Genomic DNA, 13,956 nt, shown 5'->3' with positions numbered 1-13,956 from the left:
TGGAGGGCTGCTTTACGGGACATTGTTGCCTTCTCCTTTCATACAAAAGCAGCACCACAGCATAACTGGCCGGCACAGTCCGGCCATCGCCCGACCTCCCCCAGGAGGGCGATTTTGCAATGCTTTCAAAGGTATCTCACCCTGCTTTTTTTCTGTTCGCTCCCGTGCCTCTGACGCCGCAAAGCCCTCCAGGTCGGACGATGGCCGGCCTGCACCTCGGGCGGCAGATTCGGCTCCAAGCCGACATTCTTCTACCTGTCCAGCGCTCCGTCCCAGTCATAAACAACGATATCCGCAGTCTCGCGCGCACCCATCGCGCGGTAGAGGCTGCGCGCCGGACCGTTGTCACCTTCGGTCGCGAGCCATATCCCTTCGCAGCCACGTGTCCGGGCGACCTCTATAAGGCGGTTACAAAGCGCCGTGGCGATCCCGCGCCGTTGATGGCTTTCGCGCACCCCGACCTCGTTGATGAAAAACGCAGGTGCCTTGTCCGGATGCAGCAACTCCTGCCCGCTTGCCATCCCGACAGCATCGCCCCCATCAAAGGCCAACACCATCTCGTGCCGCCCGTCGTTCAAGAATGCCTCGGCCTGATCCGGCAGGATCGCATTATCGAACAACCCTTCTTCAACGGCCATTAACACATCCAGATCCTCTGGACCCAAACGGCGAAGCGTGATTGTCTCGCGCACAACATGACCTCATTCTGAAAGTTGCCGCATGAAACTCGCCGATCTCGATGTGATTGTCACGGCGCCGCCTGCCCCGGGCTGGGGTGGCCGCTACTGGATCATCCCGAAGGTGACGACGGATACGGGCGTTGTCGGCTACGGCGAATGCTATGCCTCCTCTGTCGGGCCCGAGGCGATGAAGGCCGTTATCACAGACGTCTTTTCCCGCCACATGGCAGGCGAGAACCCCGAAAACATCGAACTGATGTTCCGCCGCGTCTATTCTGCGGGCTTTACCCAGCGCCCGGACCTGACCGTTATCGGCGCATGGTCCGGCCTTGAAATGGCCTGCTGGGACATCTTGGGCAAAGACCGCGACCGCCCCGTTCACGCGCTGATCGGCGGGCGGATGAATGACCGCATCCGCGCCTATACCTACCTCTACCCCCGCCCCGCGCATCCGCTGCCTGAATTCTGGTCCAGCCCCGAAATGGCCGCGGAAGCCGCAGTTGATATGGTCGAAAAGGGGTATACGGCGGTCAAATTCGACCCCGCAGGCCCCTATACGATCCGCGGCGGGCATATGCCCTCAATGTACGATATTTCACTCTCGGTTGCTTTCTGCAAGGCAATCCGCGAGGCGGTGGGCGACCGTGCGGACCTTTTGTTCGGCACGCATGGCCAGTTCAGCACCGGTGGCGCGATCCGTCTGGCAAAAGCCATCGAACCTTATAGCCCCCTTTGGTACGAAGAACCTATCCCCCCTGATAACATCAACCAGATGGCCCGCGTCGCCGGCGCCACCAGCATCCCTGTCGCCACCGGTGAGCGCCTGACCACCAAGGCCGAATTCGCCCCCGTGCTGCAGGCAGGTGCCGCGTCAATCCTGCAACCGGCACTGGGCCGCGCGGGCGGGATTTGGGAAACCAAAAAGATCGCCGCCATGGCCGAGGTCTATAACGCGCAAATCGCCCCGCACCTTTACGCAGGCCCCGTAGAATGGGCCGCCAACATCCAACTGGGCGCATCAATCCCGAATATCCTGATGGCAGAGACAATCGAGACCCCGTTTCACAACGACCTTATCAAAGGCAGCTTGCGCGTGGAGGACGGCTATATCCCCGTCCCCACGGCCCCCGGCCTCGGCATCGATTTTGACGAAGAGCTCGCCCGCGCGCACCCCTATGACGGCGACGGGCTGCACCTGCAAATGCAGGAAGACCCAATCGGGTATCACGGGGTCAACAATTTTGGCGGAGGCGCCCCTGTCAAACGATAGGCAACAGAGCCACCATTACTCTTGCTGGATCGACTCCAGATAGAGCGCCAGCGAAAGAATCCGTGCACGCACCAGCATTTCGCTGCTCATATCACTGTCGACGCCCGTCTCGGATTTGAACCGTGCTCCCCAGACAGGCATCGGAAACCCATGTCCCCGTGTCCCCTGACGGCCATCAATTGTATAGATGACATCAAGCATCGGGAATTTGCCGTCATTGGCTGCTGACAATCCGGTCAATGCAGGCACCGGCACAGACATCAATTCGACGAAAGGCCCATCTCCTTCGCCGCTCGCGCCGTGACACGTCGCGCAGGTGTTCATGTACTCTGCCTGCCCGATGTCGTCAGCCATCGCCAAGCCGGGATGCAGCAAGGCCGCAAAAGCAAAGATCACCGCAGTCTTGGAATGTTTCATAGTCTCCTCCACAAATTAACCTTGTAAACAGTCGCCCTAGGGTTTTAGGCGTCCGGGCGCCAAGCCGATTGATTAAAATCAATGGCGTGTCTGCAGCCATCCCGATCAGCAGTCAGCCCCTTTTCAAAACGCGGCCCCTCGCCTATCATTGAACTGCGTTCATCAAGGTGGGATCCCATGGCAACGAAAACAGAAATCCGCAGACAGGAACTCCGCGACAAGCTGATCGTGATCGCCGAACGCACCATCGCGCAAAACGGCCTGTCCGCCTTGCGTGCCCGTGATCTGGCGGGCGAGGCAGGCTGCGCTGTGGGGGCGATCTACAACGTCTTTGGTGACCTCACGGACCTGACACTCGCCGTCAATGCCCGCACCTTTCACCGCCTTAGCGCGGATGTGGCCGAAGCCTTGGCCGCGGCGCCAGAGGACCCTGTCGAGCAATTGGTCGTCATGGCGCAGGCCTATCACCACTTTGCAGCAAGCAATCACTTAAGCTGGCGCGCGCTCTTTGATGTCGAACGCCCTGCGGGTGAAGCAGCACCCGATTGGTACCTTTCCGAAATGGGGCAGCTTTTCACATATATCTCTGATCCGCTTGCTGTGATCTTTCCCGAACGGGGGGCTGAGGAACTTGGGCTTTTGACCCGCGCGCTCTTCTCCTCGGTCCATGGGATCGTGCTCTTGGGGTTGGACGAGGCAAGCGCCGGCGTGTCTACCGACAAGATCGACCACATGATCGCCCTTGTTCTACGGCAATTCACCGCCTCCCGAAAATAATTTGAACAATGTTCATTTTTTGTCTTGCAACCACAGAACTGACTCGCTATCTCTGTTTTATGAACAGTGTTCACGCACTGAAACGAAACGGAGAGACAGATGTTCAAGACACTTGCCACACTCATCAACGGCCAGAACGCCCGCGCCGAAGATCGCGTCCGTGATGCCTTTGCAATCGAGCTGATCGACCAGAAAATTCGCGAAAGCGAGGCCAGCCTGCGCGCAGCCAAAGCCACGCTTGCCAGCCTGATCCAGCGCCAGCGATCCGAGGAAAAGCAACACGCCGGCCTGAAAAACCGCATCAATGACCTGACCAAACGCGCCAAGGAAGCATTGGACAATGACCGCGAAGATCTGGCCACCGAGGCGGCGCGCGCGATTGCCAATATGGAAAACGAACTGGCCGTCCGCAGCGAAACCCTTGATCGTCTGGATCAAAAGGTGGTCCGCCTGCGCACCTCGATCGAAAGCGGGCACCGCCGGATTATCGACCTCAAGCAAGGGGCTATTCAGGCCCGCGCGGTCCGCCGCGAGCAAAACATCCAGATGCAGATGACGAAAACAGGCGTGCAGAATGGCAGCGTGGAAGAGGCCGAAGAACTGATCGCCCGCGTTTTGGGCCGCGACGACCCCTTCGAGCGCAGCGAAATCCTTGCCGACATCAACCGCGACCTTGAAGGCGGCAATCTGACGGACCGCATGGCCGACGCAGGTTTCGGCAATGCCACCCGCGCCACAGCCGATGATGTGCTCGCGCGCCTCAAATCATCCAAGAAGTAAATCAAACCCCTCAATTCACGAAAAAGGACAGACAAATGCTTAAGAACAACTCTGACAACGGCCTGATCATGACAGTCAACCTGCTGGGCGTAGTGATCGCCTACGGCATGCTCGGGATTTCGCTGTGGCTTTCAACCGATGTGCCGCTGTCGACCAAAGGTTTCTGGGCCATCTCGGTCATGATGCTGACACTCTCGCTGGTGAACTTTGTCAAATACCGCTTCGACGAACGCATGGCCGAAGACCGCATCCAGCGCATCGAAGACGCCCGCAACGAAAAGCTGCTGGAAGATTACGTTGGCGAAAACCGCTAAGCCCCTGCGCCCTGCCCCTATTCCGGGCAGGGCTTTCCTCTTTTCAAAACGCAAGCCCTGCGCCAAAGTCAAATCCATGAAATTCTTACGCCAGTTCGCAGCACGTATCGTTGGCCAGTCCATTCGCATCTTTGCCCGTGCGATCACCGCCGTACGGGCCGAGTGGAAGGGCATCGAACCCGTCCCGCGTCAGCGCGTCTATTTCGCTAACCACACAAGCAACGCCGACATGCCGATGATCTGGTCGGTCCTGCCGCCCGCAATGCGCCGCACGGTGCGCCCTGTGGCTGCCGCCGATTACTGGCTGAAAAACAAACTGCGCGCTTTTGTCGGCCCTGAGGTGTTCAACTGTGTGCTGGTCGACCGCCGCCCCGAGGTACAGGACAAACCGATGGACAAGATCATCGCAGCGCTTGACGAAGGATCGTCGCTGATCATCTTTCCCGAAGGCAACCGCAACATGACCGAGGACCCGTTGCTGCCCTTTAAGGCGGGGCTTTACAACATGGGCGTCGCGCGGCCCGATGTCGATCTGGTGCCCACATGGGTCGCCAACCTGACCGAAATCATGCCCAAAGGCGAAGTCATCCCCCTGCCCCTGATCTGCACAGTCACCTTCGGCGAACCGATCCATGTACGCGAAGGCGAAAGCAAGGATGATTTCCTCAAACGGGCCTCCGAGGCGCTCTTGGCCCAACGCCCCGAGGCCCGCAAATGACCAGCACAACAGCGGATATCCTGCTCTTGGCCTTTGGCAGTTTCGGCATCCTGATTGCCCTGACTGTGCTGGGTGAAATCCTGCGCGCGCGCCAGCCCGTCCATGATCCCAACCCGATGCTCGATACCTATATGACCCGCGTCCAAAGCTGGTGGGGCATGGTCACATTCATTGGTTTGGCACTCTTGCTAGGCAAACCGGGGATCATGACGCTGTTTGCTTTCGCCTCTTTCGCCGCCCTGCGGGAATTTCTGACGCTGACCACCAAGACACAGGCCGACCATCTGTCATTGGCGCTGGCCTTCTTTGCGGTTCTGCCCCTGCAATATGTTTTCGTAGGCTTCGGCTGGACCGGCCTTTATACGGTGTTCATCCCCGTCTACGCCTTTCTTTTCCTGCCCATGATCTCGGCCCTGCGGGGCAATCCGCAACGCTTTCTGGTGCGGGTCGCGGAAACCCAATGGGCCCTGATGATCGCGGTCTTTTGTGTGAGCCACGTGCCCGCCCTGATGTCACTCGACATTGCAGGCTACGGCGACCGCTCTGTCCTGCTGATCGCCTTCCTCGTGATGGTCGTGCAATTGGGAGACCTCTTGGATTTCTTCTTTGGCCGCCGGATCGGCCGCACCAAAATCGCCCCCGGCCTGTCACCCAAGACGTGGGAAGGGCTGGTCTGCGGTGTGCTGAGTGCCATGGTCATCGGCGCCATGCTCAGCTGGATCACACCTTTCGGCTTTTGGGGCGCAGCACTTATGGCGGGCATCGCGTCACTTGTCGGCATGTTCGGCAACCTCGTGGTCGCCGCTATCAAGCGCGACCGTGGCGTCAAGGACTGGTCGCACCTGATCCCGGGCCAAGGCGGTTTTGTCGACCAGCTCGACAGCGTGATCTTTGCCGCACCGATCTTCTATCAGCTGACGATGTATTTCTACACCTGACCCCGCCCGATGAACTGCGGCAGCTTTGACAGGTTCTTGGCGACCAATGTCCTGATCCCGCCCACCCCGTGGCGGCGGATCGCGCGGTAATCCTCACGGCTTTTGCGGATCATATGGGCAAAGGATTTATTGCTCGCACCACCCATTTTCATGCGCACCATCACTTTGGGAATATAGGCCAGCCGCACCTGTCCCTGGGTCAGAAACCGCAACATCCCGTCGTAGTCCCCCGCGATGCGAAAGCTCGTGTCATAAAGCCCGGCCCGTATAAAAACCTCGCGCCGCAAATAAAGCGTCGGATGCGGCGGCATCCACCCGCGCCGCAGCAAGGCCGCCGAATAGGCCCCCGCCTTCCAATAGCGGATTACACGGTTGGGATCATTGCGCGCGACATATTGCAGATCACCGTAGACGCCATCAATCGCAGGATTGGACAAAGCCTCGGCGACCCATGTCAGCACATCCGCATCGACCAATAGGTCATCCGCATGCAAGAGCCCGATCACATCGCCTGTCGTACGCTGGATGCCGTGATTGATGGCATCATATATGCCGGTGTCAGGGCAGGATTCCAGCACCATGTTGCGGTGTCCATGCGCCTGTAAATAGGCAAGCGTCCCGTCGGTCGACCCACCATCCTGCACGATGTGCTCGACATCAAGATGCCCTTGGGCCGAAAGGCTTTCCAGCATCGCAGGCAGGGTCGCGCAGCCGTTCATTACTGCGGTCACAACGGAAATCTTCATGCGACCAACACCTTCTTTACGGGCATGTGCACGATGACGTCGATGCCCAGAACATCCTTGATCGCCGTAACCGGTGATGCACCATTGGCCGCCATATAGCGGCGGACCTCACCCAGCTTGGCGTCGACCAGATAGCGGTACCAGAACCCCTGCAACACATGAAAGGACCGCGCCCGCCTGCCATCGAGAAACCCCAACCGCAGGACGTAGCGGTAAAAGAAATAGCCCCCCGCCCGCAGACCCGCAGGCAAACGGGCGTAAATGTGCCGTTTCACCCAGCGTTTGGCGGCTGCGCGGCCATGCCCGGGCAGGACCCCGGCACAGGGCAGAAACCCGAACTCCGCGTTCAGAACATCCACAACTTCGCGGCTGGCATAGCCGTTGTGTTTCTGCACCCACCAATCCAGCGGATGGCGGTTGTCATCAATCACATGCCCGCGCAAATGCCCGGTTGGACCGGACACCACGATATGTTCATCCATCCAGAGCGCCTCGCACCTGCCGCGTCCGTTGCGGAACAGGCGCAGCGTAGGCGTGCGGCAAATGCCGCCATGCCTGACAAGCTGGCCCATGAATTTAATGCCACGCCCGACGTAATAGCCGTCCACGTCTTCCGGCAGTCCCGCACTGATTTCATCGGCAAGGGTCTGGGTCATCACCTCATCTGCATCAAGCCGCAGCACCCACCCAGGTGTGTCCACGATCTGATCCAAGGCCCAGTTGAATTGCACCGCATGATTGACCCAAGCATGCCGTAGCACCGTGGCACCGTGGCGCGCAGCGATCTGCGCGGTGCCGTCAGTGGAGCCGCTATCGACGACCAAGATGCGATCCGCCACATCACGGACCGACAGAATGGCGCGGGCGATGTGTATCGCCTCGTTACAGGTCAGAATGATCACTGTCAGCTGTGTCATGCCATCACCCCGTCAAAGGCGTCCTGCGCCAGCCCGCGATAAAGATCGGCAAAAGCGTCCACCATCGCTGCCGTCGAGAAATCACGGCGCATCCACGCGCGGCCATGCGCGCCCATCTGCTCCAGATCCTGAGCCGACAAGGTCAATATCTCGGCCGCCAGATTGCTGCGCGGCAGGTCAATGCAGCGGCCGCAGCCCTGCCGCGCAAGATCTTGCCAAGGCGTGTTCTGGGTCGTCAGAACCGGCACACCATGGGCCAGTGCCTCGGCCACGACGATCCCGAAGTTTTCCGAATGTGATGGAAGCACAAAGAGATCGGCCTGCGCAAAGGCCGCCGCCTTGGCCGCCCCATCCACATGGCCATGCAGCCGGATACGGCCAGCCGACAGGTTCGCACGCATCTGCAACATGCGCACATATTCGGCATCTCCCGTCCCGTAAATATCCAACGTGAAGTGGGGTGGCAGGCGCGTCATCGCCGCGAAAAGCGCCTCAACGCCCTTCTTGGGGTGCAGGCGGCTGAGAAAGAGCAGGCGGCACTGCCCGTCACGCGGGCGGCGGGGCGACAATTCCGCAGGAACATCCACCGCATTGGGAATAATGGCGCGGGCAATCTGCCCCAATCGGGCCGTGCCATGCGTCGCTTCCTGCGCCGAAGTGACATGCAAAACAGCCCCCTTGGGGCGCAGCAGGTGGGCCAGATGCTCGAACCCGTGTTTGATGCGCCGCTTGGGCGCGTCCTGCCAATCGGCCGTGGCCTGCAATCCGCCACGGGGCGACCAGACCACAGGTTTGCCCATTGCACGCGCCAATACAAAAGCTGGCAAAGTCGGCATGTTGTAGGTGCCTGTCACATGCACGACATCCGCCCAGTGGATCGCCGCAGGCATCCGCGCCAAAAGTCCCGGCGCGATGCAATGTCCCGCCAAGCGCCGCGCATAATGCACAGGATAAGCCAATGGCACCGGCACCACCCGATCTGCAATGGCAGGGCCTGCCGCATCAGCCGTCAGGACCCGCAACTGGACACCATCAAGAGCGGAAACCCCGTCACAAATCGCCTTGGTAGACCAGATCGGACCGCCCCAATAGGTCGCAGGATAGAACGCGGGAACGATGTGTAAAATCTTCATGCGGCAACCTCCTTGGTGCTGCGATGGCCAATGATGCGCGCCGGATTACCCGCCACAATTGCGCCTGCCGGCACGTCACGGGTGACAATCGCACCGGCACCGATGACCGCATGCGTACCGATCTGCGCGCAGGACGGCAGGATCACTGCACGCGCGCCAATCCAGACGCCGGCGCCAATGACCTTGGGTGCAGGACGGGCCAGACTATGCGGATCAAGCCCGTGATCATGGGTGAAAATCAGGGCGTGTTCGGACACCATCACATCATCGTGGATGGTCAGCCCGCCCTCTATGTCCAGATGGGCAAACTGGTTGACCTGCACGCGGTCCCCGACCCGCAGGCAGGCATGCGCGCCCCTGCCCGACACCCCGACACCGCGCCAGAAATAGCAGTCCGCACCCAGTTCAACCTGCGCAGGGCTGTCGAACCGCACCCCCGTCTGAAACCACGTTCCGGCACCAGTTTTCGCAAGGCTGGCACGGTGCAGCCTTGTCGCCAGCACAGCGCCCGCGCGGCGCATCATAGCGGCCGCGATGCGCAGGACCCAGAACAGCGCCCTAAACATATGCGACCCCCGCGTACCTGACAGGGCGCGCGCGCAAACGCGGCACGAAGACCACAATCATCGCCATGATCAGCACGACCTGTACAACCGCAGCCACGATAAATCCGCTGAACGATGAATGCAGCGTGGCCTGCACGAAAGGGTAAAGCAGAAGGGGATAAAGATAGAACGCGCCAAAGCGCAGGCAGTGACGCGGTGCAAGCAAGACCACCTCGGCGCGCCGATACACCCAGCCCAGCACAAACCCGACAAAGGCCCCCGCCCAGCCGAAATTCATAAACGCCTCACCGGGACCAGTAACGTTAAAGGCCCCGCCGGTCATCACACCCATCACGTCGCGTTTGAAAAAGACGCCCAGATCAATCGCAGGTTTGTCCAGCCACAGCGCCCGCGGCACCCAGCCGAAGGTCCACCAGCCATAGCTTTCGCCCAGCAAATAGGCCTCCGGCCCGACCTGATCGGTGACCATGACGGCGGCATTGATATCCAGAAAATAGGTCGATCTGACGATCTGTTCCCACAGGCCCGCATCAACTCCGCGCAGCGCGGTCATATAGGCAGCCATAGTGAACACGCCGACCGCTCCGCCGATCATCCATAGGACCGACCGCAGCCCTGGAAAGCCCACCACAATGAGATAGGTCGCGCAGGCGAAAACCAGCAACTCGACCAGTTCAAAGCGGTCCCCCGAGACCAGCGCAATCATCACCAGCAAAAGCGCCAGAACACCTGCCTGCAACATGAGCCACGGCGCACGCAGCACGAGCCCCTGCGCCAGAAGCATCACAAAGGCGCATTTGGGCACGACAAACAGCATCTTGATCCCAGCAAGCGTCGCGCCCACACCGTCGCGGTTCACATTGATCTGCTTGTCCTGATTGAACGCTGCCAGAAGATCAGTGGAAAAGAGCGACATCCCACGGGCTTGCAGGATCAGCGCAAAGGTCAGACCCGCCACAGCGAAAGCCGCAACAAACAGCCATCCCTGACGCACCAAACCGCCCGCGATCAGACGCGCCTCACGGATCGCCAATCGCGGATCACAGGGCCGCAGCGCCAGACGATAGCCAAGACACATCAGCATCACAAAGGCCGCCAGATAGCCCGCCCCGCGCGGCATTGCCCCTGTTGTATCAATGAATCTGGCGTAGAAGGCCAAGTCAGGGTCAACACTATAAACCCCAACCTTGATCAGGAACCCGAAGGCGCAGAAATAGGCCAGCAAATGCATCGGCGAGACAAGTGGCACCAGCCCATAGCGTTCACCCATCCAGAACGAAATGATGGTGCACGTCAGCGCCAAAAGGATGATCAGGAGGTTCTCCACTGCCCCTCCTTTCCCCACCAAAGGACAGTGGCCGATGTATCAATGCCCAGTTTCCGCCAGACTGCCCACCACAGGGCAAAACCGCCCAGTGACAGTGCGCCGACATAGCCCAGCGCGTTGGTCAGCGCAGTCAGTTCAGCGCCCCACCACGCAAACCACGCCAGATAAAGCCCTGTCATCAACAGCCGCGCGGCCAGTGCGCACCGCTGCAATCCACACAGCGTCGCAACGGTAAAACTTGATGCCAGCACCACCTGCCCCAGCGCCCCAAGCAACAGGACGACAAAGATCATCGGCAGCGCTGCCCCAGCGGTTTGCGGAAAAATGGCAGGCAGGACCGGCAACACCAAAAGCGCCATGCCAAACAGCGCAAGCCCGGGCAACATCGCAATCTGGCTGCCCTGCGCGCTTGCACGGGCAAGGGCCACCATGTCACCGGAACCCTTTGCAGCCGACACCGCAGGCCCGCTGACCCATGTCGCCACACTGACAGGCAGCGCCACAAGGTTCGCAACACGGCGCAGCACGGCATAAACGCCCAAAGCCTCGCCGGAAATCACCGCACCGCCGACAATCAGATCAATCTGCGCCGCGACCATGCCCGTGACCGATGTCGCCCAGAGCGACAGGCTCAGATAGGGACGGTACCGCCGCGCCAGAACTTGCGCCCCCTGCATCCGTGGTATTGCCCAGAGCAGGGCGAAGAAGGCAAAGCCCGCCATCACAAGCGCACACAGCATAAGGATGCCCGCAACGCCAGTGTCCGGCAGCAGGAGTGCTGCGACACCAAGCGCCACCTGCGGCCCCGCATCGCGCAACGCCATTGAAGCATGCACACTGCCCAGCGCCCGCATGATGCTGGCAAGACAGCCCAGCAGATTGACGCAAAAACCGACACTCACGATGGCCACCCAAGGCATGGCAGGCCAGATCAGCGCCCCAAATCCCCAAGCGACCAGCGCGAGCATTGCCGGATAAAGCACGGTCAGCCGAAAAATATCTGCCCTGCGCAGCCCCCGCCCGTCTGTCAGCACCCGCAGCAAGATCACAGGACCACCCACAGACACCAGCGTGCCGACGACAAGCCCCGCGCCCCAAAGTGCCGCCAGCCTGCCGAAGGTCTCAAGCCCCAGCCAAGCGGCAAGGCCCAGCATGACAAGGAAATTGACACCAACGATGCCTATCCTAAGGCCCATCGACCCTGCGGCGCCTTTGCTTGCCAAGCGTGCTAATCTGGATACTGGCATCACACGAAAACCGTTGCTAAGCGCCATTAACCAAAGAAGGCGCAGCTTTAGTCCTCATTCATTGTGATTAATTAAAGGTTAACTCCTTTGTGGTGTTTTGCAGGGACGAACCCGGACAGAAACCCAGACCTGGACTGCCATGACACAGCGTAACGATGCCGCCAGACCGGACCCGTATGACGGGTACCGCGACACCTTTGACCAGATCACTCCGCTGGATGTCACGGCCATGTTGCGCGTCCTGTGGCACGGCAAATTGCTGGTCCTTTGTGTGCTTCTCTTCACAACGGGGGTGACCGGATACTATGCATTCCGGATGGCCCAGCCCCAGTACACGGCTGTGGCAACATCCCAACTTGGCGGTACCGATGATGCAACGTCGGGCATGGCCGCCCCGCAGGACCGCAATGAGACGGCACTGAACACCGCCGCCGCCCTTGTCACGTCAGACCCTGTGCTGACACAGGTCGTCACAGCGCTGGATCTGCTGGCAGACCCCGAATTCAACCGATACCTTGTGCCGACAAAACCCTTTTCGCCCAATGCCTTGCGCACGCAGCTGCGGCACTGGCTGGCCGGCACGACAGAACAGCCCCCCGATGAAGCCGCCATTCTGGACAAGACGATCCAGAACCTGCGCCGCGCACTCACGGTCACCCGCCAGGCCGACACCTATATTCTGCACATCACAGCACAGAGCCACGACGCGGACAAAGCGGTAACGCTCGCCAACACGACGGCGGCGCTTTACCTGACCCATATGGAAGCAACGCAAAAACAAAAACTGGTCACAACGGAGACCCTGTTGCAGACGCGCGTCAATGATCTGCGCGCCGAACTCGCCCAACAAGACGCGCAGGCCGCCGCGATTATCGCTTCAGCGCAAATTCAGGGTGACATTGCACTGGATGCGCTGACGGCACAGGTGCTTGCCGCGGATCAGGACCTGAGCGAAGCACGCAACGCGCTGCGCGCGCTTGAAGTGGCACCCGACAGCGGGAGCGCGCGCAACACAGCCGAAATCGCGCAACTGCGCCAGAAAATTAACGAAATTGCCGCACTCAAAGACCGGCGCAGTGCACAGCTTTCGGTGCAGTCGGAAGGGCATGCAGCCCTGCAACAGATTGCACTTCAAACCGAGGCCACGCGCCTGGTCTATCAAAGTTTTCTGGCACAACTGCAGGAAAACCGGATGCAACAGGGACTGGGCACCGCCGCAGGCTTGCGGATCACACCAGCCACCGAAGGCACATATGCAGGACCGCAAAAGATGCTGCTTCTGACGGTCGCATCTGTCTTGGGCACCCTACTGGGCATTATCGCGGTCGCCATCCGGCATATGACACGCAAGGGTTTCATTGACGCCAATAGCCTGCACGATGCAACCGCCCTGCCGGTTCTGGCGCAGTTCTCGCACCGCGCCTTGCGCTATTTCAATAGTGGTGGGCGCGCCTTGGCCACACGGCCCCAGACAGGGCTGTCGCAAGCGGGCCGCAGGTTGCACACAGCGCTTGCCCTGACCCCGCAGGGCAGTACCGCAAAGGTGATCCTTTCAACCTCGAGCACCGTCGCAGAAGGCAAGACGCACCATGCGCTTCTTCTGGCACGGACCCTTGGGATGTCGGGCAAACGGGTGGTCCTGATCGGCGCAGATACGTCCGACCGCCTCTTGCAATCCTTGCTCGGCGCAGCTCCCTTTCACGCCGCGCAACAAAGCTGGGCCACTGGCGAACAGGCAACCCATTGCCCAAGTCTTGGGGCCGATGTTCTGGTGATCCCCGAAATGATAGACCGCCACGCGCCGCTTTTACCCGATGCGCTGACCCTCAGGCTCGACAGCCTGCGCAAGAGCTATGACCACATCATCATTGACGCACCACCCGTGATGGCCGCACCCGAGGCGCTGCTATTTGCGCGCCAGTCCGATGCGATCATCTATGCGGTCCGCTGGTCAAAGACCCCACGCGACATGGTGCAACGCGGCCTTGAGGCGCTTCGGGATATCGGGCATCCGGCCACAGGGCTTGTCCTGTCACAGATCAACCTGCGCAGGATGCGGCTATGGTCCAACGATCCTTGCCTGTCCGCGCTGCAAGCGGCGCAAACGCTTTAGGGTCAGAAAAAGG

Annotated in this window: 15 protein-coding genes; 7 read left to right on the top strand and 8 right to left on the bottom strand. The window is 60.2% G+C overall.

From position 1 onward, the window contains the following. Positions 1–251 precede the first annotated feature (251 nt). Positions 252–692, bottom strand: coding sequence for a GNAT family N-acetyltransferase (locus SJY29_RS02410; RefSeq protein ID WP_400086355.1), 441 nt, complete (start codon positions 690–692; stop codon positions 252–254). Between the two features lie 28 nt (positions 693–720). Between SJY29_RS02410 and SJY29_RS02405 the strand changes: the two genes are divergently transcribed. Continuing rightward, on the top strand, positions 721–1,950 hold the full coding sequence (locus tag SJY29_RS02405) for a mandelate racemase/muconate lactonizing enzyme family protein (protein WP_400086352.1): 1,230 nt from the start codon (positions 721–723) through the stop codon (positions 1,948–1,950). Positions 1,951–1,965: 15 nt separating this feature from the next. On the opposite strand, the gene SJY29_RS02400 is transcribed toward SJY29_RS02405, so the two are convergent. Then, positions 1,966–2,367: a cytochrome c gene (locus SJY29_RS02400; RefSeq protein WP_110279881.1), complete on the bottom strand. Its 402-nt coding sequence runs from the start codon at positions 2,365–2,367 to the stop codon at positions 1,966–1,968. Between the two features lie 177 nt (positions 2,368–2,544). Here SJY29_RS02400 and SJY29_RS02395 point away from each other — a divergent pair, with 177 nt between their 5' ends. The 5 genes from SJY29_RS02395 (at position 2,545) to SJY29_RS02375 (ending at position 5,894) form a co-directional block, all read left to right on the top strand. After that, positions 2,545–3,144 (top strand): TetR/AcrR family transcriptional regulator, encoded by a 600-nt coding sequence (locus SJY29_RS02395; protein WP_400086348.1) that lies wholly within the window; start codon positions 2,545–2,547, stop codon positions 3,142–3,144. Positions 3,145–3,243: 99 nt separating this feature from the next. Continuing rightward, positions 3,244–3,924: a PspA/IM30 family protein gene (locus SJY29_RS02390; RefSeq protein WP_076659268.1), complete on the top strand. Its 681-nt coding sequence runs from the start codon at positions 3,244–3,246 to the stop codon at positions 3,922–3,924. A gap of 35 nt (positions 3,925–3,959) precedes the next feature. Continuing rightward, the gene (locus tag SJY29_RS02385; protein ID WP_055294159.1) at positions 3,960–4,238 is read left to right on the top strand and encodes a hypothetical protein; all 279 of its coding nucleotides are present in this window, start codon (positions 3,960–3,962) and stop codon (positions 4,236–4,238) included. Between the two features lie 76 nt (positions 4,239–4,314). Then, entirely contained in the window at positions 4,315–4,956 is a 642-nt protein-coding gene (locus SJY29_RS02380) for a lysophospholipid acyltransferase family protein (protein ID WP_400086345.1), read from the top strand. Next, positions 4,953–5,894: a phosphatidate cytidylyltransferase gene (locus SJY29_RS02375; RefSeq protein ID WP_400086342.1), complete on the top strand. Its 942-nt coding sequence runs from the start codon at positions 4,953–4,955 to the stop codon at positions 5,892–5,894. Before SJY29_RS02380 ends, SJY29_RS02375 begins: the two co-directional genes overlap by 4 nt. Here SJY29_RS02375 and SJY29_RS02370 read toward each other — a convergent pair. From SJY29_RS02370 to SJY29_RS02345, 6 genes are read right to left on the bottom strand one after another with little or no spacing between them, the layout of a single operon-like run. After that, a complete protein-coding gene (locus SJY29_RS02370; protein ID WP_400086340.1) occupies positions 5,885–6,640 on the bottom strand; it encodes a glycosyltransferase family 2 protein in 756 nt (251 codons plus the stop codon). The two genes, SJY29_RS02375 and SJY29_RS02370, sit on opposite strands and share 10 nt — an antisense overlap. Then, positions 6,637–7,557: a glycosyltransferase family 2 protein gene (locus SJY29_RS02365; RefSeq protein ID WP_400086338.1), complete on the bottom strand. Its 921-nt coding sequence runs from the start codon at positions 7,555–7,557 to the stop codon at positions 6,637–6,639. Before SJY29_RS02365 ends, SJY29_RS02370 begins: the two co-directional genes overlap by 4 nt. Further along, positions 7,554–8,690 carry a glycosyltransferase gene (locus SJY29_RS02360; RefSeq protein ID WP_400086336.1) on the bottom strand — a complete coding sequence of 379 codons (1,137 nt, stop codon included), beginning with the start codon at positions 8,688–8,690 and terminating at the stop codon, positions 7,554–7,556. Before SJY29_RS02360 ends, SJY29_RS02365 begins: the two co-directional genes overlap by 4 nt. Then, complete coding sequence (locus SJY29_RS02355) at positions 8,687–9,256, bottom strand: acyltransferase (RefSeq protein ID WP_400086333.1); 570 nt, start codon at positions 9,254–9,256, stop codon at positions 8,687–8,689. The genes SJY29_RS02360 and SJY29_RS02355 overlap by 4 nt, the downstream gene beginning before the upstream one ends. Further along, on the bottom strand, positions 9,249–10,583 hold the full coding sequence (locus SJY29_RS02350; RefSeq protein ID WP_400086331.1) for an oligosaccharide repeat unit polymerase: 1,335 nt from the start codon (positions 10,581–10,583) through the stop codon (positions 9,249–9,251). Before SJY29_RS02350 ends, SJY29_RS02355 begins: the two co-directional genes overlap by 8 nt. After that, positions 10,568–11,779 (bottom strand): lipopolysaccharide biosynthesis protein, encoded by a 1,212-nt coding sequence (locus tag SJY29_RS02345; RefSeq protein ID WP_400086328.1) that lies wholly within the window; start codon positions 11,777–11,779, stop codon positions 10,568–10,570. Before SJY29_RS02345 ends, SJY29_RS02350 begins: the two co-directional genes overlap by 16 nt. Before the next feature lie 190 nt (positions 11,780–11,969). On the opposite strand from SJY29_RS02345, the gene SJY29_RS02340 reads away from it, so the two are divergent. Continuing rightward, entirely contained in the window at positions 11,970–13,943 is a 1,974-nt protein-coding gene (locus tag SJY29_RS02340; RefSeq protein ID WP_400086325.1) for a GumC family protein, read from the top strand. Positions 13,944–13,956 lie beyond the last annotated feature (13 nt).

It is taken from the genome of Yoonia sp. R78084 (assembly GCF_044595625.1).
Classification (GTDB): domain Bacteria; phylum Pseudomonadota; class Alphaproteobacteria; order Rhodobacterales; family Rhodobacteraceae; genus Yoonia.
The sequence above is the reverse complement of the archived record's forward strand: the minus strand, read 5'-3'. Positions and strand labels throughout refer to the sequence as shown.

Coding starts and splice junctions, on each gene's coding strand:
- SJY29_RS02405 (WP_400086352.1), top strand. CDS start 721: ATGAAACTCGCCGATCTCGATGTGATTGTCACGGCGCCGCCTGCCCCG.
- SJY29_RS02400 (WP_110279881.1), bottom strand. CDS start 2,367: ATGAAACATTCCAAGACTGCGGTGATCTTTGCTTTTGCGGCCTTGCTG.
- SJY29_RS02395 (WP_400086348.1), top strand. CDS start 2,545: ATGGCAACGAAAACAGAAATCCGCAGACAGGAACTCCGCGACAAGCTG.
- SJY29_RS02390 (WP_076659268.1), top strand. CDS start 3,244: ATGTTCAAGACACTTGCCACACTCATCAACGGCCAGAACGCCCGCGCC.
- SJY29_RS02385 (WP_055294159.1), top strand. CDS start 3,960: ATGCTTAAGAACAACTCTGACAACGGCCTGATCATGACAGTCAACCTG.
- SJY29_RS02380 (WP_400086345.1), top strand. CDS start 4,315: ATGAAATTCTTACGCCAGTTCGCAGCACGTATCGTTGGCCAGTCCATT.
- SJY29_RS02375 (WP_400086342.1), top strand. CDS start 4,953: ATGACCAGCACAACAGCGGATATCCTGCTCTTGGCCTTTGGCAGTTTC.
- SJY29_RS02370 (WP_400086340.1), bottom strand. CDS start 6,640: ATGAAGATTTCCGTTGTGACCGCAGTAATGAACGGCTGCGCGACCCTG.
- SJY29_RS02365 (WP_400086338.1), bottom strand. CDS start 7,557: ATGACACAGCTGACAGTGATCATTCTGACCTGTAACGAGGCGATACAC.
- SJY29_RS02360 (WP_400086336.1), bottom strand. CDS start 8,690: ATGAAGATTTTACACATCGTTCCCGCGTTCTATCCTGCGACCTATTGG.
- SJY29_RS02355 (WP_400086333.1), bottom strand. CDS start 9,256: ATGTTTAGGGCGCTGTTCTGGGTCCTGCGCATCGCGGCCGCTATGATG.
- SJY29_RS02345 (WP_400086328.1), bottom strand. CDS start 11,779: ATGGGCCTTAGGATAGGCATCGTTGGTGTCAATTTCCTTGTCATGCTG.
- SJY29_RS02340 (WP_400086325.1), top strand. CDS start 11,970: ATGACACAGCGTAACGATGCCGCCAGACCGGACCCGTATGACGGGTAC.